This is a genomic window from uncultured Aquabacterium sp. (assembly GCF_947366995.1).
Taxonomy (GTDB): domain Bacteria; phylum Pseudomonadota; class Gammaproteobacteria; order Burkholderiales; family Burkholderiaceae_C; genus Aquabacterium.
The window spans coordinates 19,897-38,115 of record NZ_CANBCC010000001.1; the positions used below are offsets into that span (position 1 = coordinate 19,897).

Consider the following 18,219-nt stretch of genomic DNA (forward strand, 5'->3'; position numbering starts at 1 on the left):
TGCGAGGTGTCGCATTTTGACCGAAGCAGCCCGCGCCATGTCGATCCGCCCGTCTTTCTGCCCGTCCACGCCCCGCCTGTGACCCTTGTCGCCCCATGACCAAGAAGAACGACATCAAGCTCCTGCGCATCAATTACCTGCGCGGCCCCAACATCTGGACGTACCGCTCGGTGCTGGAGGTCTGGCTGGATCTGGGTGAACTGGAAGACTGCCCCTCGAACAAGTTGCCCGGCTTCAACGAACGGCTGACGGCCTGGCTGCCGGCGCTGATCGAGCACCACTGCGGCGTCGGGGAGCGGGGCGGTTTCCTGCAGCGGCTGCAGGAGGGCACCTGGTGCGGCCACGTGCTGGAGCACATCGTCATCGAACTGCTGAACCTGGCCGGCATGGCCACGGGCTTCGGCCAGACCCGCTCGACCAGCCAGCGCGGCGTCTACCGCATGGTGTTCCGCGCCCGTGACGAGCAGGTGGCCCGGGTGGCCCTGCAGCAAGGGCATGCGCTGATCATGGCGGCCATCAACGACGAGCCCTTCGATGTGAAGGCGGCCGTCGAACTGGTGCGCGAGCAGATCGACGACTGCTACCTCGGCCCGTCGACCGCGGCGATCGTGAACGCCGCCACCGACCGCGGCATTCCGCACATCCGGCTCAACGAGGGCAATCTGGTGCAGCTGGGCTACGGGGCCGCGCAGCGCCGCATCTGGACGGCCGAGACCGACAAGACCAGCGCGATCGCCGAAGGCATTGCCGGCAACAAGGACCTGACCAAGACCCTGCTGAAGGCCTGCGGCGTGCCCGTGCCGGAAGGCGAGGTGGTGGACAGCCCCGAGGCCGCGTGGGAAGCGGCAGAAGACATCGGCGTGCCGGTGGTGGTCAAGCCGCTGGACGGCAACCATGGCCGGGGCGTGTCGCTGGAGCTGACCGAGCGCGCCGACATCGAGGCCGCCTTCAAGGTGGCCGAGGCCGAGGGCAGCGACGTGATCGTCGAGCGCTTCATTCCCGGCGACGAGCACCGTGTGCTGGTCGTGGGCGGCAAGCTGGTGGCCGCGGCCCGGGGCGAGAGCCTCTGGATCATCGGCAACGGCCGCGACAAGGTCACCAGGCTGATCGACGACCAGCTCAACAGCGATCCGCGCCGCGGCGAGGCCGAGGAGTTCCCGCTCGAGACCATCGTGCTGGAGCGCGAACCCACCATGCGCCTGCTGCTGGAGCGCCAGGGCCTGAACGGTGAATCGGTGCCGTCCGAAGGCCAGCGCGTGCTGGTGCAGCGCAACGGCAACGTCGCCATCGACTGCACCGACGACGTGCACCCCGATGTGGCCTACCAGTGCGGCCTGGCTGCGCGCGCCGTGGGCCTGGACATCGCGGGCATCGACCTGGTGGTGCAGGACATCTCCCAGCCGCTCGCGCCCCAGCGTGGCGCCATCGTGGAGGTGAATGCCGGCCCCGGCCTGCTGATGCACCTCAAGCCGGCCGAAGGCCTGCCGCGCCCGGTGGGCAAGGCGATTGCCGACCACCTGTTCGACGAGACGGAAACCGGCCGCGTGCCCATCGTCGGCGTGGCCGGCTCGGTGGGCACCAGCCACATTGCCCGCCTGATCGCGTGGCTGCTGCACCTGGGTGGGCGCCATGTGGGTCTGGCGTGCCGCGACGGCCTCTTTCTGGGTACCCGCCGCGTGGAGGGCAAGGACCGCGCTAACTTTGCAGCCGGTCAACGCCTGCTGATGAACCGCGAAGTCAACGCCGTGGTGCTGGAAAACGGCGCCGCCAGCATCCTGAACGACGGCCTGGCCTACGACCGCTGCACGGTGGGCGTGGTGACAGACCTGTTGGGTGCCGAGCCGCCCGTGGCACCGGCCCTGGCGGAGCACGACATCCGCGAGCCCGAGCAGATGTTCAAGGTGCTGCGCACGCAGATCGATGTGGTGCTGTCCGAGGGCGTCGGCGTGTTGAACGCCGCCCACCCGCAGCTGGTCGAGATGGCCGAGTTGTGCGATGGCGAAGTCATCCTCTACGACGTGGACCATGCCAGCCCGGTGCTGGCCGCGCACCGCGCCCAGGGCGGCCGCACGGTGGCCGTCGAGGGCCACCATCTGGTGCTGGCTCACAATGGCCAGGTGGCCGTGCGCTGTGCCGACCTGGACAGCGCGGCAGCACGCCGCCTGGTGGCCGCGGGTGAGTCGGGGGCCGGCGTCAGCTGGCTGCTGGCCGCCGTGGCCGCGGCCTGGGCCCTGGGCATTTCGCCGGAACTGATCAGCGCCGGGATCGAGACCTTCGACCCGACACCCAAACAATAAGAAAACGCAGGCCTTCGCGCTAACGAGAGACCCCTCATGGACGTGTCCCGCATCCGGGCCCTGCGCGGCCCCAACCTCTGGAGCCGTCATACCGCCATCGAGGCGGTGGTGGCGTGTGAACCCGCAGAGCGCAACATCGATCAGCTGCAGGGCTTCGAAGCCCGGCTGCGCAAGCGCTTTCCGAGCATGGGGCCGCTGCGGCCCGATGGCCGTCCGGGCCACATCGGCCTGGCCCACGTGCTGGAGACCGTCGCCCTGGCGCTGCAGGCTCAGGCCGGTTGCCCTGTCACCTTCAGCCGCACGGCGGAGACGGTCGAAGAAGGCATCTACCAGGTGATCGTCGAGTACAGCGAGGAGGTCGTCGGCAAGAAGGCCTTCGACCACGCCATCGCGCTGGTCGATGCCGCGCTGAAGGACACCGCGTTCGACGTGGACGCGGCGCTCGCCGAACTGCGCGAGCTGGATGAAGACGTGCGCCTGGGCCCCAGCACCGGTTCCATCGTGGATGCGGCCGTGGCCCGGGGCATTCCCTATCGCCGCCTGACCCAGGGCAGCCTGGTGCAGTTCGGCTGGGGCAGCAAGCAGCGCCGCATCTGGGCGGCCGAGGTCGACAACACGAGCGCCGTCTCCGAATCGATCGCCCAGGACAAGGACCTGACCAAGCGCCTGCTGGCCGCAGCCGGTGTGCCGGTGCCCACGGGGCGTCCGGTGGTCGACTTTGAAGATGCGTGCAAGGTGGCCGAAGAAATCGGCTGGCCGGTGGTGGTCAAGCCGCGCGATGGCAACCAGGGCAAGGGCGTGACGGTCAACATCGTCAGCACCGAGCACCTGGAGATCGCCTACAAGGTCGCCGCCGAGTATGGCGAGGTGATGGTCGAGAGCTACTTGCCCGGCAACGACTTCCGTCTTCTGGTGGTGGGCGACCGTCTGGTGGCTGCGGCGCGCCGTGATCCGCCCCATGTGATTGGCGACGGCGTGCACACCGTGCGCGAGCTGGTGGCCAGGGTGAACGAAGACCCGCGCCGGGGTGACGGCCATGCCACCTCGCTGACCAAGATCCGCATCGACGAGATCGCCATTGCCCGCCTGCAGGTGCAGGGGCTGAGCCCCGACGATGTGCCGGAGCAGGGCCGTCGCGTCATCATGCGCAACAACGCCAACCTGTCGACCGGTGGCACCGCCACCGACGTGACGGACGACGTGCACCCTGAAGTCGCCGCCCGCGCGATTGCGGCCGCGCAGTGCATCGGGCTGGAGATCTGCGGGGTCGACGTGCTGGCCGAGAGCGTGCACCGCCCGCTCGAAGCCCAGAACGGCGGCATCGTGGAAGTGAACGCCGCACCCGGTCTGCGCATGCACCTGTCGCCGTCTTACGGCAAGGGCCGCAACGTGGGCGAGGCCGTGGTGGCCAACCTCTACAAGCCGGGTGACGATGGGCGCATCCCCATCGTGGCCGTGACCGGCACCAACGGCAAGACGACGACGGCGCGGCTGACTGCCCACCTGCTGGCCACGAGCGGGCTGCGTGTGGGCATGACCAACACCGACGGTGTGTACGTGAATGGCCGCCAGATCGACAGCGGCGACTGCTCGGGCCCCAAGAGTGCGCGCAATGTGCTGATGCACCCGGACGTCGACGCGGCGGTGTTCGAAACGGCGCGTGGCGGCATCCTGCGTGAAGGCCTGGGCTTCGACCGCTGCGGCACGGCTGTCGTCACCAACATCGGTGCGGGCGACCACCTGGGCCTGAACTACATCACCACCGTGGAAGATCTGGCGGTGCTCAAGCGCGTCATCGTGATGAACGTGGCGCCTGAGGGCTACGCGGTGCTGAACGCGGCCGACCCGATCGTGGTGGCGATGGCGCCCAAGTGCCCGGGCGGCATCATCTATTTTGCGCTCGATCCGCACAACCCCGTGCTGGCCGCGCACCGCGCGCAGGGCAAGCGCACGGTGTACGTTGATGGCGGCGCGGTGGTGGCCTCGGAAGGCAGCTGGCGCGAGACCCTGCCGCTGCGCGACATCCCGCTGACCCGCAATGGCACGATCGGCTTCCAGATCGAGAACGTGATGGCCTCGGTGGGCGCGGCCTGGAGTGCCGGCCTGGACTGGGAAGTGATCCGAGCCGGTCTGGCCAGCTTCGTGAACGACTCGGACAACGCGCCCGGCCGCTTCAATGTGATGGACTACCGTGGCGCGACCGTGATCGCCGACTACGGCCACAACCCGGATGCCATGAAGGCGCTGGTGGAGGCAGTCAACGCGATGCCGGCCAAGCGGCGCTCGGTCGTCATCAGCGGTGCGGGCGACCGCCGCGACGAGGACATCCGCGATCAGACTGCCATTCTGGGTGCGGCCTTCGATGATTTCATCCTCTTCCAGGACGCCTGTCAGCGTGGCCGCGAAGACGGCGAGGTGCTGGCGCTGCTGCGTGCTGGCCTGAGCCAGGCTGCGCGTGCACAGCACGTCGAAGAGATCCGCGGTGAGTTCCTGGCCATCGACACGGCCCTGGCCCGTCTGCAGCCGGGCGACCTCTGCCTGGTGCTGGTCGACCAGGTGGAAGAGGCCCTGGCGCACCTGGCCAGGCGGTGCGCCGAATCGCCTGCTGGGTGATGGCGGTACCGGCGTCGGCATGAGCGTGCTGTCGCACGACGACATTCAGGCGCTGGTGCTGACGGCCGAACTGGCCGGCATCACCACGCTGGCGCTGCTCGTCATCGGCACGCCGATCGCCTGGTGGCTGGCGCACACGCGTTCGATGCTCAAGGGGCCGGTGGCCGCGGTGGTGGCACTGCCGTTGGTGCTGCCACCCACGGTGCTGGGCTTCTACCTGCTGTTGCTGCTGGGCCCGAATGGCCCGGTGGGGCAGGCGATGCAGGCCATGGGCTGGGCGCTGCTGCCCTTCACCTTTCCGGGCCTGGTGGTGGCCTCGGTGCTGCACTCGCTTCCTTTCGTGGTGCAGCCCCTTCATCAGGCGTTCGAGGCCATGGGCCGGCGTCCGCTGGAGGTGGCCGCCACGCTGCGCGCCGGGCCATGGGATCGCTTCCTGAGCGTCGCGTTGCCCCTGGCGCGTCCCGGGTTCCTCACGGCGGCGGTGCTCGGCTTTGCGCACACCGTGGGCGAGTTCGGCGTCGTGCTGATGATCGGCGGCAACATCCCCGGCGCCACGCGCGTGCTGTCGATTTCGCTGTATGGCCATGTCGAGGCCAACGAACTCCAGCAGGCCCATGTGCTGGCCGGCGGCATGGTGCTGTTCGGCTTTGCCGTCATGTGGCTGCTGTACCTGGTGTCCGGACGCAGCCTGCTGGGCGGAGGGGCTCGCCGTGCATGACGCGGGGCTGGATGCCGTTCGCACGCTGCAGGCCGATCTGCGCGTGGCCTTTCCGGGTTTCGACCTCGACGTCCGTCTGCGCCTGCCGGCGCAGGGCGTCAGCGTGCTGTTCGGCCCCTCGGGGTGCGGCAAGACGACGGTGTTGCGCGCCCTGGCCGGTCTGGAGCGGGCCGAGGGCCGCGTGGTGTTCGCCGGAGAGGTCTGGCAGGACGGTCATACGGCGGTGCCCACGCACCGGCGGGCCATCGGGTACGTGTTTCAGGAGCCGAGCTTGTTTCCGCACCTGAGTGTGCTGGGCAACCTCGACTACGGCCGCAAGCGCGTGCCGCCGGTCCTGCAGCGCATGTCGCTGGACGAGGCTGTCGCACTGCTCGGCATCGGCGACCTGATGGCGCGCCGGCCGGATGCGCTGTCGGGAGGCGAGCGCCAGCGCGTGGCCATTGCCCGCGCGTTGCTGACCAGCCCCCGGCTGCTGCTGATGGACGAGCCGCTGTCGGCACTGGACGCCGCGCGCAAGGCCGAGATCCTGCCTTACCTTGAGCGCCTTAACCGTGAGGCCCGCATTCCCGTGGTCTATGTGACGCACGCGCTGGACGAGGCGGCCCGCCTGGCCGATCACCTGGTGCTGATGCAGGCGGGCCGCGTCATCGCCGAGGGCCCGGCCATTGACACCCTGTCGCGGCTGGATCTGCCCCTCAGCCAGCTGGACGACGCGGCGGCCGTGCTGGAGGCCGAGGTGGTGGCGCACGCGCCCGACTTCGGGCAGAGCCAGCTTCGTGTGGATGGCCAGCCCCTGTGGGTGGGTCTGTGCGTGCCGGCCCCGGGCGAGCGGGTGCGCGTGCGTGTGCTGGCGCGGGATGTCAGCGTGGCGCTCAGCCGCGCGCCCGACAGCAGCATTGTCAACATCCTGCCTGCGCGCATCGTGTCGCTGCGGGAGGGTGGGGCGGACACCGTCACGCTGCGCCTGGCGCTCGAAGGGGGCACCGCCCACCTCCTGGCGCGCATCACCCGGCGTTCCTGCGTGCACCTGGGCTTGCAGGTGGGCACGCCCGTGTTCGCACAGGTCAAGGGCGCGGCGTTGATGGCGTAGCCCGCGTCATCGCGTCGACGATGAGGTCCAGGCTTCGGCGCAGCGTTGCAGCCTGATCGGAGGGTGCAACGTGCCACTGTGGCAGCTGCCCGTCCACGGCCATGCGGGCCAGCCCATAGGCGCTGCCGCGCAGGGCCAGCGCCAGTTCGGCGGCGGGCTGCGAGATGGGCAGGGCACCTTCCCGCTGCGCCTGTTCGACCAGTTGCACGGTGAGCTCGCGCACCACGGCAAAGTGGCCGGCCAGGCTGGGCGAGGCCGTGAAATCGAACAGGGCGCGGTTGGACACCAGGCGGAACTGCGTGGGGTGCCCGGTGGCCCAGGCCAGGAAGCTGTGCCCGAGGGCTTTCAGCCGGTCGGCGGCGGTGCCGCTGCAGGCGTGCTGGTCGCGCTCCACCATCAGGCGCAACTGGCGGGTGGCCTCTTCGGCAATGGCGGTCATCAGGGCACGCTTGTCCGCAAAGTGCCGGAAAGGCGCGCCCGATGACACGCCGACCCGTTTGGCCACCTCGCGCAGGCTGACCTGCTCGATGCCGGTTTCCTCCGCCAGGGTGAGGGTGGCTTCGATCAGTGCCTGGCGCAGGTTGCCGTGGTGATACGGGCGCGGCGGGGTGCAAGGTGATCGCAGCATGGTTGCAAGCGGGCAATGTAAGCACTGCACATTTTGGCTGGCCGGCACGACGTCGTCTGCCTAGCATCGCCCCTCATGTCCGGTCTACGGATGTCGCGTCCACCAGGAGCCCCGCCATGTCCTCTTCTGCCTTGCCCTCCGCGCCCCTTGCCCGCTTTGGTCCCTGGTGGCCCGGCGTCGCGGTTCTTGTTCTGATGTGCACGGTGCTGCTGGCCAGCGGGATCACCGTCGACAACGTGCGTGCGGCCATCCGTGCCACCGCGCGCCTGTCGCTGGTGTGCTTCTGCCTGGCGTATGCGGCCAGCGCGCTCTGGCAGGTCCGGCCCACACCGCTGTCGGCCTGGCTTCGACGGCATCGCCGTCAGTGGGGGTTGCTGTTCGTGGCCTCGCACACGGTGCACCTCGTGTTCATCGGGATGCTGCGCCTTCTGGACCCAGCCCTGTTTGCCAGCCTGGTGCCGGCGGCCACCCTGGTCTCCGGCACGTTGGCTTATGCCGTGCTGTGGGCAATGGGCCTGTCCTCCAACGATCGGGTGGCCGCGCGCATGGGTGCGCCGGCTTGGCGGCGTCTGCATACCTGGGGCAGCCATTACCTGTGGCTCAGCTTTGCCGTGGCCTATGGCAAGCGGGTCCCGCTCGATGCGGTCTATGCCCTGCCGTTCGCGCTCCTGCTGGTGGTGCTGGGCCTGCGGCTGGGATGCGCCCTCAGGCGCCCTTCGTCATCAGTTCCTTCACGGCCTTGATGATGGCACCGCCGATCTGCTGTACCTCGATCGGGTCCACCGGCTTCATGTCCTTCAGGTCGCTTTCGATTTCTTCCCGCTTGCTACGCGACAGGGAGGCCACGATCTTCTGCCTGACGGCCTCTTCGCTGATGGACGAGAGGAGCTTGGCCAGTTCGAAGGTGTCGAACTTCGACACGACGGCAAAGACGGTCTTCTGATCGGCGAACTCGATGTCGAGGATGTCGGTGAACTCGTCCGGCGTCTTGATCTTGCGCTCGGCAAAGAAGCGGCGGCCCTTCTCGTCGAGCAGACGCATGATCTCGGTCTTGCGGAAGGTGAAAACGTCGTCGGAGAAGTCGCCGCCCGCGAGCTTGCGCAGCAACACCGGGCGTTCCACATCCACCATCGCGGCGAACTCGTCCACGCTGATGTATTCGTAGCTCAGCTTGTCGGCGTCGTTGGCGGTGCTGTCCGTCACCTTGCGGGCCTGGCTGACGATGTCGCGCGGCGAGAACAGCACCCGCTTGCCCGTGCCCTTTTCGTCTTCGATGCGGATGAGGTGGAGGTTCAGCAGCTTGGCCAGGCAGGTGCGGATGTGCTTGTCCGAGTGGGCAAACATGATGCGCGCATTCATCACGACGTCCTGCAGCAGCGGGCTGGCGAGCGCCTGCTTGCCGGCGGCCTCGGCCTTCACGACCGCCTGCTTGCCGATGTCGGCGATGCCCAGCAGGTAGAGCAGTTGCGCGTAGATCAGGATGTCGGGCTGGTAGTTGACGCGCGTGGCGATCAATTCGTGTGCGGCCGAGAGACGGTCCGACAGGGTGTGCAGCACGCTGCGCGCGAGTTCCGGCGTGGCCTGCACATGGGGCTCGATCGACTGGTTGTCGACCAGGTAGAGCTCGCAGTACGTGCGCGCCGCCGCATTGTTGATGCGCCGACCCTTGGGCAAGTGCGGCGTCATGCCGAAGCACTGACCGCGGCTCAGCGTCTCGACCACCACGCGCTTTTCCTCGCGCACCATGTAGATGTCGACCTCGCCCTCCTTGATCACGTACATGTGCGTGCCGGGCATGCCTTCCGTGTAGAGCACGTCCCCGGCGAAGGCGCGCATCTGAGAGAAATTGCCTTTCTCGGCAAACCGGAGGAGGGAGCTGGCGTGCATGGGGTGTGCCGGGCGCGGTCCGTGCGGCGCGTCCGGCGGGAGAAGCCTTGGGAAGAGGGCCCAAGCCTACGGTAACAATAAGTAACATTCAGCCGGCATGGCGGGTCGTTCCGTGCAGATTTCTCGCGGACCCAGACCGAGGACAGCGGCGGGCGTCCATGATGCGGATTGGCCCAGCGCAAGAAAGGGTGTCTGCCTCGGTGCGACCATGCAGGCGATGCATCGCCATGAGGAGGAACCATGCCCGCCGTGCTCCACGACGCCGCGCTGCAGGCGCTGCTGCTTGAAGACGCTCCGTACGGGGACCTCACCACGGACAGCCTCGGCCTGCAGGGGCTGACGGGCCGGGTGGTGTTCGCGGCGCGCCAGCCGATGACGGTGTGTGGCAGCGAGGAGGCCGTCCGGCTGTTCGAGTTGTGCGGGGCCGAGGCACACGTGCTGACCCCGACGGGGCGCCATGTGTTGGCGGGCGCCGAGTTGCTCACGGCGCACGGGCCGGCGCCCGCCGTGTTGCTGGCGTGGAAGGTGGCACAGGCGCTGGTGGCCTGCAGCAGCGGCGTGGCCAGTGAAGTGGCCCGCATCGTGACCGTGTTGCGAGCAGCGGGTTGCGGCCAGGCGCTGGCGTGCGCGGGCCCTGCCTTTCCGGGGACACGGGCCTGGATGGCCAAGGCGGTGCAGGCCGGTGGCGGCACCATGCATCGGCTGGGGCTGTCGGAGTCGCTGCTGCTGTGTCCCGAGCACCGGCTGTTCACCGACGAGCACAGCCTGGATGACACCGTGGGCCGCCTGCGCAAGCTGCAGCCGCAAAAGCGGCTCGTGGCCGAGTGCGGTGCGATGGAAGAGGCGCTGGCGCTGGCCGCCTCGGGCGCCGATGTGTTGCAGCTCGAGCGCTTTACTCCCGAGGCCGTGCGCGCCTGCAGGCTGGCCCTGCACACCAGCCGCCTGCATCCCATGCTGGTCGTGTCTGGCGGCGTCGACGGCGACAACGCGGTGGCCTATGCCGAGGCTGGCGCCGATGTGCTGGTGTCATCGGTGCCATGCCACGCACCCCCGCGCGATGTGGAGGTGCGCTTCTCGCGTGATGTGTGAGGCCGGTGCAGTGCGCGCCGGCCTGCTGCGATCAGGCGGCCTGACGACGCGCGCGGCGCATCACGCTGGCGACACCCATCACACCCAGCCCGGCGAGGGCCAGCAGGTGCTCGGACGGCTCGGGCACCGGGGCAGCTTGCAGCACGAAGGACAGGTTGTCGGCGTAGCCGTCGTTGTCGCCGCCCGACAGGCGCTCCATCGACAGCGAGAACATCACCGACATCGTGCCCACGGGCAGCAGACCGCTGTTTTCGCGGAAGAACAGGCCCGATTGGTTGTTGCGGTCGGCTGGCATCAAGGGGCCGAGTGCGGCGTGGCCGATCTCGGTCGAGGTGCTGTCCAGGAACGAGACGTACAGCAGCGCGTTGTCTTGCTGCGCCAGCCAGCCGCCCAGCCAGCCGCTCAGCGAGTACTGCAGGGGCTGACCCGACAGCGAACCCAGCTCGACCAACTGATACCCCGCGCTCTGCGCGCCGACACCAGCGAACATCTTGCTGCCGCGGTCTGCGGGGCCGGGCTGGGTCGGCAGGACCCAGTTGCTGCCGTAAGACACGGACTGGAAGAGGTCGTGGCCGTCGAACAGCTCCCAGCCGGCCGTGCCGGACTCGGCATCGCCGTTGACGATGAGGTTGCTGCCCAGTGTGGCGGCGGCCTGCGCGCTGAAGGCGGTGGCCAGCAGGCTGGCCAGGAAGAGGTGCTTGAAGTGCTTCATGGTGATTCGTGATGGAGTGAACGTCAGACCGTGTATTGATCGAGGATGGCGATGCCGCCCATGGCCGGGTCGCTGACCGAGGGCGCGCCCGTTTCCAAGTGGCCGGCAAAGCGGCGGCTCCAGCCCGCCAGCTGCGGCACGCGCACGCTGAGGTCGTACCAGCAGTGGTCAGGCAGCGGGCGGCGCAGCGTGTGGGTGCCGCGTGCGGGCACCGTCACCTCCTGGGCCGCGCCGTCTTCATAGCGCAGCGTGCGCAGGCTGAAGGTGGCGGGCACGGTGCCGTCGTTGCGCAGGGTGACGACGAGCTCGGCGTTGGTCCGGTCGCTGGACACCGTCACCGAAGGCACCGGCACGGCGGCGCTGGCGCCCGGCACCGTGCCTGTGACGTGGCGGTGCCAGCCGTTCGGGCCGAGGATCCACAGGTCGTATGGGTTGCCCGGGGTCACCACCCAACGGTCTTCGAGGTGACGGCCCGGCTCGACCGTGTAGCGGCGGGGCACCTCGGTCAGTGCGCGGCGGTTGTAGACATGGAAGACGGCACCGGCTTCGCCATGGTTCTCGAAGCGCAGCGTCACGCCCTGGTTGTTGACCGTGGCGTGGGCCTGCAGGTCGTAGGGCAGCGCGCGGGCCGGGCGCACGCCGCGGTCCTGCTCGGGGGCGATCAGCGTGGTGGGCGTGGCCGGTGTCTTGGTGCTCGGCAGGGCCAGGGCGCGCAGTCGGCGGGTCTCGGTGGCCGGCAAGGCGTTCACGAAGGCGCTGTCCTCCGGGTTGGCGAAGTCGAAGCAGCTGGTCAGGTCGCCGCTCACCGTGCGTCGCCACGCGGAGATCATCGGTTCGGCCACACCGAATCGCGCTTCGATGAAGCGGATCACCGAGGTGTGGTCTGCCACCTGTGAGTTCACCCAGCCGCCCTTGGTCCACGGCGAGACCACGTACATCGGCACGCGGGGGCCGAAGCCGTAAGGCCGATGGTGGTATTGCGGATCGGAGCCGTTGAGGTGATGGTGGTACTCGCCGGTGGTGTCGACGGTCGAGGCGCCCGCCAGCCGCGCCTGGGCCGGGTCGGCGTGGTAGCTCAGATAAGAGGGCGGTGCCGGCGGCGGCATGTGGTCGAAGAACCCGTCGTTCTCATCGAAGTTGATGATCAGGACCGTCTTGCTCCAGACCTCGGGGTTGGCCGTCAGGGCGTCCAGCACCCGGGCGGTGTAGTCGGCGCCCTGTGCCGGGCTGGAGGGACCCGGGTGCTCCGAGCCTTCGGCCGTGGCGACGATCCAGCTCACCTGCGGCAGGCGGTTGGCCAGCACGTCGGCCTTCAGCATGTCGAGGTCGCGCGTGCTGACGCCGCGGTCACGCAGGGCCTGCGAGTAACCGGGGCGCATGTACCAGGCGTCGCGGAAGGCGCGGAAGCCTGCCAGCGAGTTGTCGGTGAAGTTGTCGGCCATGTTCTGGTAGACCTGCCAGCTCACGCCCGCATCCTGCAGCCGCTCGGCGTAGGTCATCCAGGTGTAGTCGGTGGTGGGGTCCGAGTTGAACCAGTCGTGGCTGTTGTCCGTCGAGGGGCCGCCATCGCGCGCCAGCGGGTCGTTGTGCGCCGTCCAGAGGAAGAGACGGTTGGTGTTCGTGCCGGTCTGCGTGGCGCAGTGGTAGTGGTCGCACAGCGTGAAGGCGCGTGCCAGGGCGAACTGGAAGGGCAGGTCGCTTTCCTTGAAGTAGCCCAGCGAATGGTTCTGTTTGGCCTTGGGCCAGTTGTTCATGCGGCCGTGGTCCCAGGCGGCCTGGGCATCCGTCCACGAGTGCGGCGTGCCGGACACGCGCATCACCGAGAAGTCCTGCTCGGTGTTGAGGTGGAAGGGGGCGATCGCGGCGCGGTTGCTGCCCCAGTTCGGGCGGCCGGGCACAGGGGCGCCACCACCAATGGGCTGCACGAAGACCGATTTGCGCGCGAAGGTGCCCACGCGGTCGACGACAGGCACCGGGAACGGGTCACCGAAGCCGCGCACGCCGGCCAGGGTGCCGAAGTAGTGGTCGAACGAGCGGTTTTCCTGCGTGAGGATCACGATGTGCTCGACATCGTGGATCGTACCCGTGCGCTGATTGGCCGGGATGGCCAGGGCGCGCTGGATGGCAGGCGGAAAGCTGGCAAGGGCGGCACTGGCGCCGACGGCCGAGCCGATGTTGCGCAGAAAACTGCGGCGGTCTTGCTGATTCATGAAAGTCGGTCCCTGGAGGGGCTGGAGGAAGGGAACCCGCCTTCGAGGCGGGGCTTCCTGCCACTCTAGAAACCGACCTTGAAACGCCGATGGATGGCGTCTGGGCCGATCGACCTGGGGGAAGATCGGTCAGTGAGGCACGTCAGGCAGCGGCCGCCAGACGACGGCGCTGGCGCCAGCACACCGCGCCCAGGCCAGCGACGGCGAGGGCAATGCTGCCCGGTTCGGGCACCGGGGTGGTCAACGTGATGTTGCCCGCCCAGTGAACGTAGTTCTCGACCGGGATGTTCAGCTCTTCGTACAGGCCTGTGAGCGTGAGACCCGAGAGGGTGCCGCTCAACCGGGCGGCCGTCCCATCGAAGAGTGAGGGATAGGCGATGTCGATCTGAACGGCGCTCCCCGGAGCGTCCGGCCCGATCGCCGTGATGACGCCCGTGTAATCGTCGCCGATCGCATCCGGCACGTCCACGCTCACCGTGCCGTAGGTGCCCCCGACCAGTCCGGTCACCACCAGGGTGACGGCCGCACTGAACGGATCACCTTCCACCTTGGTCTCACCGTCGTACCAGTCGGTGATGTTCCAGGTTCCGGTCCAGGTGCCCTGAAGGTCGGCGGCCGTGACGGCATGGGCATTGAATGCGGCGGCCACGCCCAGCGCGGCCAGGCTGGTGCGAGCCAGCTTGGAGACAAGCGTCATGTGAATCCCCTGTGATGTTGATGCGCCCCTCGAATCAGGGGCGACTTCACCGTATCAGGGTGAGGTCGGCTTGCCAACCCCCAAACTGAGCCAACGGCGGGCCAATGCCACCCAGAACGTCGCGCCCACCGGGATCAGCGCGTCGTTGAAGTCGTAGCTCGGGTTGTGCAGCATGCAGGGCCCCAGGCCGTGCCCGCCTTCGCGGTGTGCGCCGTCGCCATTGCCGATGACGAAGTACGCCCCGGGCTTGTGCTGCAGGAAGAAGCTGAAGTCCTCGGCACCCATCGTGGGCTCGAAGGCCTGCACGCGTTCCGGCCCGACCACCTCGGCCATCACCCGCCGCGCGAACGCCGTCTCCTGGGGATGGTTGATGGTGGGCGGGTAGTTGCGGTCGAAGTCGAAGTGCGCCTGTGTGCCGAAGGCGGCGCACAACTGCGTCGTGATCTCGCGCATGCGCTGCTCGATCAGATCAAGGGCCTCGTGCGTGAAGGTCCGTACCGTGCCCCGCATCGTCACCGCTTCAGGGATCACGTTGGTGGCTTCGCCTGCTTCGATCATCGTCACCGAGATCACGCCCGTTTCCACGGGCTTCAAGTTGCGCGTGAGGATGGTCTGGAAGGCCTGCACCAACTGGCACGCCACCGGTACGGGGTCGATCCCCAGGTGCGGCATGGCGCCATGGCAGCCCTTGCCCTCGATGCGGATGGTGAAGTCGTTGCTCGATGCAAAGCAGGGGCCATCCTTGATGGCGAACGTGCCGGCCGGCAGGCCCGGCCAGTTATGCATGCCGAAGATGGCGTCCATCGGGAAGCGCTCGAACAGCCCGTCGCGGATCATCTCGCGCGCGCCTCCGCCGCCTTCCTCGGCCGGCTGGAACACCAGGTACACCGTGCCCTCGAAGTCGCGGTTCGATGCCAGATGGCGCGCGGCTGCCAGCAGCATGGCCGTGTGTCCATCGTGGCCGCAGGCGTGCATGCGGCCGGGGTGGCGACTGGCGTGCGCAAACGTGTTGTGCTCGGTCATGGGCAGCGCGTCCATGTCGGCGCGCAGGCCGATCGCACGCGGACCAGGCCGGCCCTGAATCACGCCCACCACACCGGTCTTGCCCAGGCCGCGGTGCACCTCGACGCCCCAGCCCGTCAGCGTGTCGGCCACCAGGTCGCTGGTCCGCACCTCTTCAAAACACAGTTCCGGGTGTGCGTGCAGGTCGCGGCGCAAGGCCTGGATGTCGGCCGAGTGGCGGGCCACATCGGGCAGCAGTCGGTCGGCAAGGTCGGGCAGGGTGGTGGACATGGTCTGGACAGCAGGCGACGCGATGCGGGAATCTTACCTGCCGGGCCGAGGCTGGCGCGCTGCGTTCAACGCCCGGCGGCGCCGTGGCACGTCCGGATCTCCGTATAGTGTGTTCGCCGGGGCGATGTCTGCCCCGGTGATCCCACAGAAGGAGACCCTCACGATGAGCGAAGTGCGTTACGAACGCGACCACACCCTCGGCCTGGAGAAGGCGCGCGAGCTGGCCAAGGAATGGGCCAATGGCGCGGCGCGTCAGATGGGGCTTGAGTGCCAGCACGCCGAAGGCGCCGAGCAGGACGTGCTGACCTTTGAGCGCATGGGGGTCACGGGCACGATGACCGTCACCGGCACGCGGTTCGAGCTCGTGGTGAAGCTGGGCCTGATGATGGCCGCCTTCAAGCCCATGATCGAAGCCGAGGTCGCGAAGAACCTCGGCCGCATCATCGACAAGGCGTCGGGCGCCCAGGCATGAAGCTCAGGCCTGACGGGCCTTGAGCGAGGCGATCAGGTCGATGTAGGCCTGCTGCGCCTCCGCCTGGCCCTTGCCCTTGAGGGCCGCCCAGGCGTCGTACTTGGCGCGGCCCACGAAGTCCATCATGCCGGGGCGGTCGCCCTGCACATCGCCGGCGCTGCCCTGCTTGAACAGCGAGTAGATCTGCAGCAGGGTGTTGTTGTCGGGCTTGCTGGTCAGTTGCTTGGATTCGACGACGGCCTGTTCGAAACGGGCTTGCAGGTCAGACATGGCGGAACTCCTCAGGTCAGCATGGAATGGAAACGGCGCGATGTTAAAGCGCTGTACCAGTAAGTACCACTGGTTTGTCCCGTGCCGAAGGACTGCTCCCCTCAAAACAGTGGTTCAGCGCGGGGCAAGGGGCTGCGCCTAGAATCGGCCCCCTCATGAGCGCCGTTTCCTTTCAGCACATCAGCAAGTCCTTCGTGTCGGCCGGTCGCACCGTCCACGCGCTGCGGGACGTCAGCTTCGACATCGGCGAAGGCGAGTTCTTTGGCCTGTTGGGCCCCAACGGCGCCGGCAAGACGACGCTGATCAGCATCCTGGCCGGCCTCGCCCGTGCCAGCAAGGGCACTGTGCGGGTGCAGGGGCACGATGTCGTGAGCGACTACGCCGCCGCCCGCCGTGCCCTGGGCGTCGTCCCGCAGGAGCTGGTTTTCGACCCTTTCTTCTCTGTGCGAGAGACGCTGCGCCTGCAGAGCGCCTACTTCGGGCTGCGCCGCAACGACGACTGGATCGATGAACTGCTCGCCCACTTGGGCCTGAGCGACAAGGCCGACGCCAACATGCGCCAGCTGTCGGGTGGCATGAAGCGCCGGGTGCTCGTGGCGCAGGCGCTGGTGCACCGCCCGCCCGTCATCGTGCTCGATGAGCCGACGGCCGGTGTCGACGTGGAACTGCGCCAGACGCTGTGGCAGTTCATCGCCCGCCTCAACAAGCAGGGGCACGCCGTGCTGTTGACCACCCACTATCTGGAGGAAGCCGAGGCCCTGTGCCAGCGCATCGGCATGCTGAAACAGGGCCAGCTGGTGGCGCTCGACCGCACCTCGGCCCTGCTGGCCCGCACGGCCTCCACCATGCTGCGCTTCAAGACCGACGGCGCCTTGCCGCCTGCGCTGGCCGACAGGGCCCGCATCACCGGGCGCATCGTGCAGATCCCGGCCCGCGACGCCGTCGAGGTCGAGTCCGTGCTGGCCGCGCTGCGTCAGGCCGGCTGTCCGGTCGAAGACCTCGAAATGGGGCGGGCCGATCTGGAGGACGTGTTCCTCGCCATCATGCATGGCCGCGGTGCCGAGGCCTCGCAGGAGGTGCACGCATGAGCTGGCTCGACACCGTTCAGGGCGCTCGCCCGCTGTTCGTCAAGGAAGTGATGCGGTTCTGGAAGGTCAGCTTCCAGACCGTGGGCGCGCCGGTCCTCACGGCCGTGCTTTACCTGCTCATCTTCGGCCACGTGCTGGAAGACCACGTCGAGGTGTTCGAAGGCGTGGGCTACACACGCTTCCTGATCCCGGGGCTGGTGATGATGAGCGTGCTGCAAAACGCCTTCGCCAACAGTTCGTCCTCGCTGATCCAGAGCAAGATCACCGGCAACCTGGTGTTCGTGCTGCTCACGCCGCTGTCACACCGGGCGTGGTTCCTGGCCTATGTAGGAGCCTCGCTCGTGCGCGGGCTGGCCGTGGGTGCCGGCGTGTTTCTGGCGACGGCCTGGTTTGCGCCGCCGGGGCTGGCCGAGCCGGTGTGGACCCTCGTGTTCGCCCTGCTGGGCGGCACGCTGCTGGGCGCGCTCGGCCTGATTGCCGGGCTGTGGGCCGACAAGTTCGACCAGATGGCCGCCTTCCAGAACTTCATCATCATGCCGATGACCTTCCTGTCGGGCGTGTTCTATTCGGTGCATTCGCTGCCGCCGTTCTGGCAGGGCATTTCGCACCTCAACCCGTTCTTCTACCTGATCGACGGCTTCCGCCGCGGCTTTTTCGGCGTCAGCGACGTCAGTCCCTGGCTCAGCCTGGCGGTGGTCGGCGGTGCCGCATGTGGCGTCTCCCTTGTGGCCCTGCGCCTGCTGCGCACCGGCTACAAGATTCGCAACTGAGCCGTTTCTCCATTCCAGATCCTGAAGGTGCCCGACATGGCCAATCCCACGCCCACCGAAGTCCGTGACTACATCGCCGAAGGCCTGCCCTGCGAACACCTTGAGGTGGACGGCGACGGACAGCACTTTTTCGCGACCATCGTCTCGACCGAGTTCGAAGGCAAGTCCCGCATTGCACGCCACCAGCGGGTCTACCAGGCCCTGGGCGATAGAATGCGGGCTCAGATCCACGCCCTGTCGATGAAGACACTGACCCCGGCCGAGTGGGCAACCCCGGCCAAGTGAGCCGCTCCGCGCGGTCCGGGCCAGCAGGCTGACACCGACTGACGCGGATCCGAACACAGGCTTCGGCCCTTCATCGACCACTTTTCTGCAAGGCGCGACC

17 protein-coding genes are annotated in these 18,219 nt (G+C 68.1%); 10 read left to right on the top strand and 7 right to left on the bottom strand.

The window, feature by feature from the left end; genetic code table 11:
- Nucleotides 1–95 precede the first annotated feature (95 nt).
- From cphA (Q0Z44_RS00100) to modC, 4 genes are read left to right on the top strand one after another with little or no spacing between them, the layout of a single operon-like run.
- Nucleotides 96–2,297 (top strand): cyanophycin synthetase, encoded by a 2,202-nt coding sequence (gene cphA / locus Q0Z44_RS00100; RefSeq protein WP_298008306.1) that lies wholly within the window; start codon nucleotides 96–98, stop codon nucleotides 2,295–2,297.
- Nucleotides 2,298–2,333: 36 nt separating this feature from the next.
- Entirely contained in the window at nucleotides 2,334–4,910 is a 2,577-nt protein-coding gene (gene cphA / locus Q0Z44_RS00105) for a cyanophycin synthetase (protein ID WP_298008309.1), read from the top strand.
- Between the two features lie 19 nt (nucleotides 4,911–4,929).
- Complete coding sequence (gene modB / locus Q0Z44_RS00110; protein WP_298008311.1) at nucleotides 4,930–5,628, top strand: molybdate ABC transporter permease subunit; 699 nt, start codon at nucleotides 4,930–4,932, stop codon at nucleotides 5,626–5,628.
- 7 nt (nucleotides 5,629–5,635) lie between these two features.
- The gene (modC, locus tag Q0Z44_RS00115) at nucleotides 5,636–6,718 is read left to right on the top strand and encodes a molybdenum ABC transporter ATP-binding protein (RefSeq protein ID WP_298008822.1); all 1,083 of its coding nucleotides are present in this window, start codon (nucleotides 5,636–5,638) and stop codon (nucleotides 6,716–6,718) included.
- Here the strand turns inward: modC and Q0Z44_RS00120 are convergent.
- Nucleotides 6,693–7,346 carry a TetR/AcrR family transcriptional regulator gene (locus Q0Z44_RS00120; RefSeq protein ID WP_298008315.1) on the bottom strand — a complete coding sequence of 218 codons (654 nt, stop codon included), beginning with the start codon at nucleotides 7,344–7,346 and terminating at the stop codon, nucleotides 6,693–6,695. The genes modC and Q0Z44_RS00120 overlap by 26 nt on opposite strands.
- Nucleotides 7,347–7,462: 116 nt before the next feature.
- Here Q0Z44_RS00120 and Q0Z44_RS00125 point away from each other — a divergent pair, with 116 nt between their 5' ends.
- Nucleotides 7,463–8,089, top strand: coding sequence for a hypothetical protein (locus Q0Z44_RS00125; protein ID WP_298008318.1), 627 nt, complete (start codon nucleotides 7,463–7,465; stop codon nucleotides 8,087–8,089).
- Here the strand turns inward: Q0Z44_RS00125 and Q0Z44_RS00130 are convergent.
- Nucleotides 8,052–9,233 carry a cyclic nucleotide-binding domain-containing protein gene (locus Q0Z44_RS00130; RefSeq protein WP_298008321.1) on the bottom strand — a complete coding sequence of 394 codons (1,182 nt, stop codon included), beginning with the start codon at nucleotides 9,231–9,233 and terminating at the stop codon, nucleotides 8,052–8,054. The two genes, Q0Z44_RS00125 and Q0Z44_RS00130, sit on opposite strands and share 38 nt — an antisense overlap.
- 240 nt (nucleotides 9,234–9,473) lie before the next feature.
- On the opposite strand from Q0Z44_RS00130, the gene modD reads away from it, so the two are divergent.
- Nucleotides 9,474–10,322, top strand: a complete 849-nt coding sequence (gene modD / locus Q0Z44_RS00135) for a ModD protein (RefSeq protein ID WP_298008324.1) — start codon at nucleotides 9,474–9,476, stop codon at nucleotides 10,320–10,322.
- 31 nt (nucleotides 10,323–10,353) lie between these two features.
- On the opposite strand, the gene Q0Z44_RS00140 is transcribed toward modD, so the two are convergent.
- The 4 genes from Q0Z44_RS00140 to Q0Z44_RS00155 form a co-directional block, all read right to left on the bottom strand.
- Entirely contained in the window at nucleotides 10,354–11,034 is a 681-nt protein-coding gene (locus Q0Z44_RS00140) for a PEP-CTERM sorting domain-containing protein (protein WP_298008327.1), read from the bottom strand.
- 23 nt (nucleotides 11,035–11,057) lie between these two features.
- The gene (locus tag Q0Z44_RS00145) at nucleotides 11,058–13,244 is read right to left on the bottom strand and encodes a phosphocholine-specific phospholipase C (protein ID WP_298008330.1); all 2,187 of its coding nucleotides are present in this window, start codon (nucleotides 13,242–13,244) and stop codon (nucleotides 11,058–11,060) included.
- Nucleotides 13,245–13,386: 142 nt separating this feature from the next.
- Nucleotides 13,387–13,941, bottom strand: coding sequence for a PEP-CTERM sorting domain-containing protein (locus Q0Z44_RS00150; protein WP_298008333.1), 555 nt, complete (start codon nucleotides 13,939–13,941; stop codon nucleotides 13,387–13,389).
- 54 nt (nucleotides 13,942–13,995) lie between these two features.
- Nucleotides 13,996–15,234 (bottom strand): M20 aminoacylase family protein, encoded by a 1,239-nt coding sequence (locus Q0Z44_RS00155; RefSeq protein ID WP_298008336.1) that lies wholly within the window; start codon nucleotides 15,232–15,234, stop codon nucleotides 13,996–13,998.
- A 163-nt stretch (nucleotides 15,235–15,397) separates the two neighbouring features.
- Between Q0Z44_RS00155 and Q0Z44_RS00160 the strand changes: the two genes are divergently transcribed.
- A complete protein-coding gene (locus tag Q0Z44_RS00160) occupies nucleotides 15,398–15,706 on the top strand; it encodes a polyhydroxyalkanoic acid system family protein (RefSeq protein WP_159098871.1) in 309 nt (102 codons plus the stop codon).
- Nucleotides 15,707–15,709: 3 nt separating this feature from the next.
- Here Q0Z44_RS00160 and Q0Z44_RS00165 read toward each other — a convergent pair whose 3' ends face one another.
- Entirely contained in the window at nucleotides 15,710–15,976 is a 267-nt protein-coding gene (locus Q0Z44_RS00165; protein WP_298008343.1) for an acyl-CoA-binding protein, read from the bottom strand.
- A gap of 155 nt (nucleotides 15,977–16,131) precedes the next feature.
- On the opposite strand from Q0Z44_RS00165, the gene Q0Z44_RS00170 reads away from it, so the two are divergent.
- Genes Q0Z44_RS00170 through Q0Z44_RS00180 form a run of 3 tightly spaced genes read left to right on the top strand, consistent with a single transcriptional unit; the run spans nucleotide 16,132 to nucleotide 18,119 of the window.
- Nucleotides 16,132–17,064, top strand: coding sequence for an ABC transporter ATP-binding protein (locus Q0Z44_RS00170; RefSeq protein WP_298008346.1), 933 nt, complete (start codon nucleotides 16,132–16,134; stop codon nucleotides 17,062–17,064).
- The gene (locus Q0Z44_RS00175; RefSeq protein ID WP_298008349.1) at nucleotides 17,061–17,834 is read left to right on the top strand and encodes an ABC transporter permease; all 774 of its coding nucleotides are present in this window, start codon (nucleotides 17,061–17,063) and stop codon (nucleotides 17,832–17,834) included. The genes Q0Z44_RS00170 and Q0Z44_RS00175 overlap by 4 nt, the downstream gene beginning before the upstream one ends.
- Before the next feature lie 36 nt (nucleotides 17,835–17,870).
- The gene (locus Q0Z44_RS00180; protein WP_298008352.1) at nucleotides 17,871–18,119 is read left to right on the top strand and encodes a BolA family protein; all 249 of its coding nucleotides are present in this window, start codon (nucleotides 17,871–17,873) and stop codon (nucleotides 18,117–18,119) included.
- Nucleotides 18,120–18,219 lie beyond the last annotated feature (100 nt).

Excerpts from the sequence above, each read along its gene's own strand:
- cphA (WP_298008306.1), top strand. The coding sequence starts at position 96 with ATGACCAAGAAGAACGACATCAAGCTCCTGCGCATCAATTACCTGCGC.
- cphA (WP_298008309.1), top strand. The coding sequence starts at position 2,334 with ATGGACGTGTCCCGCATCCGGGCCCTGCGCGGCCCCAACCTCTGGAGC.
- modB (WP_298008311.1), top strand. The coding sequence starts at position 4,930 with ATGAGCGTGCTGTCGCACGACGACATTCAGGCGCTGGTGCTGACGGCC.
- Q0Z44_RS00120 (WP_298008315.1), bottom strand. The coding sequence starts at position 7,346 with ATGCTGCGATCACCTTGCACCCCGCCGCGCCCGTATCACCACGGCAAC.
- Q0Z44_RS00125 (WP_298008318.1), top strand. The coding sequence starts at position 7,463 with ATGTCCTCTTCTGCCTTGCCCTCCGCGCCCCTTGCCCGCTTTGGTCCC.
- Q0Z44_RS00130 (WP_298008321.1), bottom strand. The coding sequence starts at position 9,233 with ATGCACGCCAGCTCCCTCCTCCGGTTTGCCGAGAAAGGCAATTTCTCT.
- modD (WP_298008324.1), top strand. The coding sequence starts at position 9,474 with ATGCCCGCCGTGCTCCACGACGCCGCGCTGCAGGCGCTGCTGCTTGAA.
- Q0Z44_RS00140 (WP_298008327.1), bottom strand. The coding sequence starts at position 11,034 with ATGAAGCACTTCAAGCACCTCTTCCTGGCCAGCCTGCTGGCCACCGCC.
- Q0Z44_RS00145 (WP_298008330.1), bottom strand. The coding sequence starts at position 13,244 with ATGAATCAGCAAGACCGCCGCAGTTTTCTGCGCAACATCGGCTCGGCC.
- Q0Z44_RS00150 (WP_298008333.1), bottom strand. The coding sequence starts at position 13,941 with ATGACGCTTGTCTCCAAGCTGGCTCGCACCAGCCTGGCCGCGCTGGGC.
- Q0Z44_RS00155 (WP_298008336.1), bottom strand. The coding sequence starts at position 15,234 with ATGTCCACCACCCTGCCCGACCTTGCCGACCGACTGCTGCCCGATGTG.
- Q0Z44_RS00160 (WP_159098871.1), top strand. The coding sequence starts at position 15,398 with ATGAGCGAAGTGCGTTACGAACGCGACCACACCCTCGGCCTGGAGAAG.
- Q0Z44_RS00165 (WP_298008343.1), bottom strand. The coding sequence starts at position 15,976 with ATGTCTGACCTGCAAGCCCGTTTCGAACAGGCCGTCGTCGAATCCAAG.
- Q0Z44_RS00170 (WP_298008346.1), top strand. The coding sequence starts at position 16,132 with ATGAGCGCCGTTTCCTTTCAGCACATCAGCAAGTCCTTCGTGTCGGCC.
- Q0Z44_RS00175 (WP_298008349.1), top strand. The coding sequence starts at position 17,061 with ATGAGCTGGCTCGACACCGTTCAGGGCGCTCGCCCGCTGTTCGTCAAG.
- Q0Z44_RS00180 (WP_298008352.1), top strand. The coding sequence starts at position 17,871 with ATGGCCAATCCCACGCCCACCGAAGTCCGTGACTACATCGCCGAAGGC.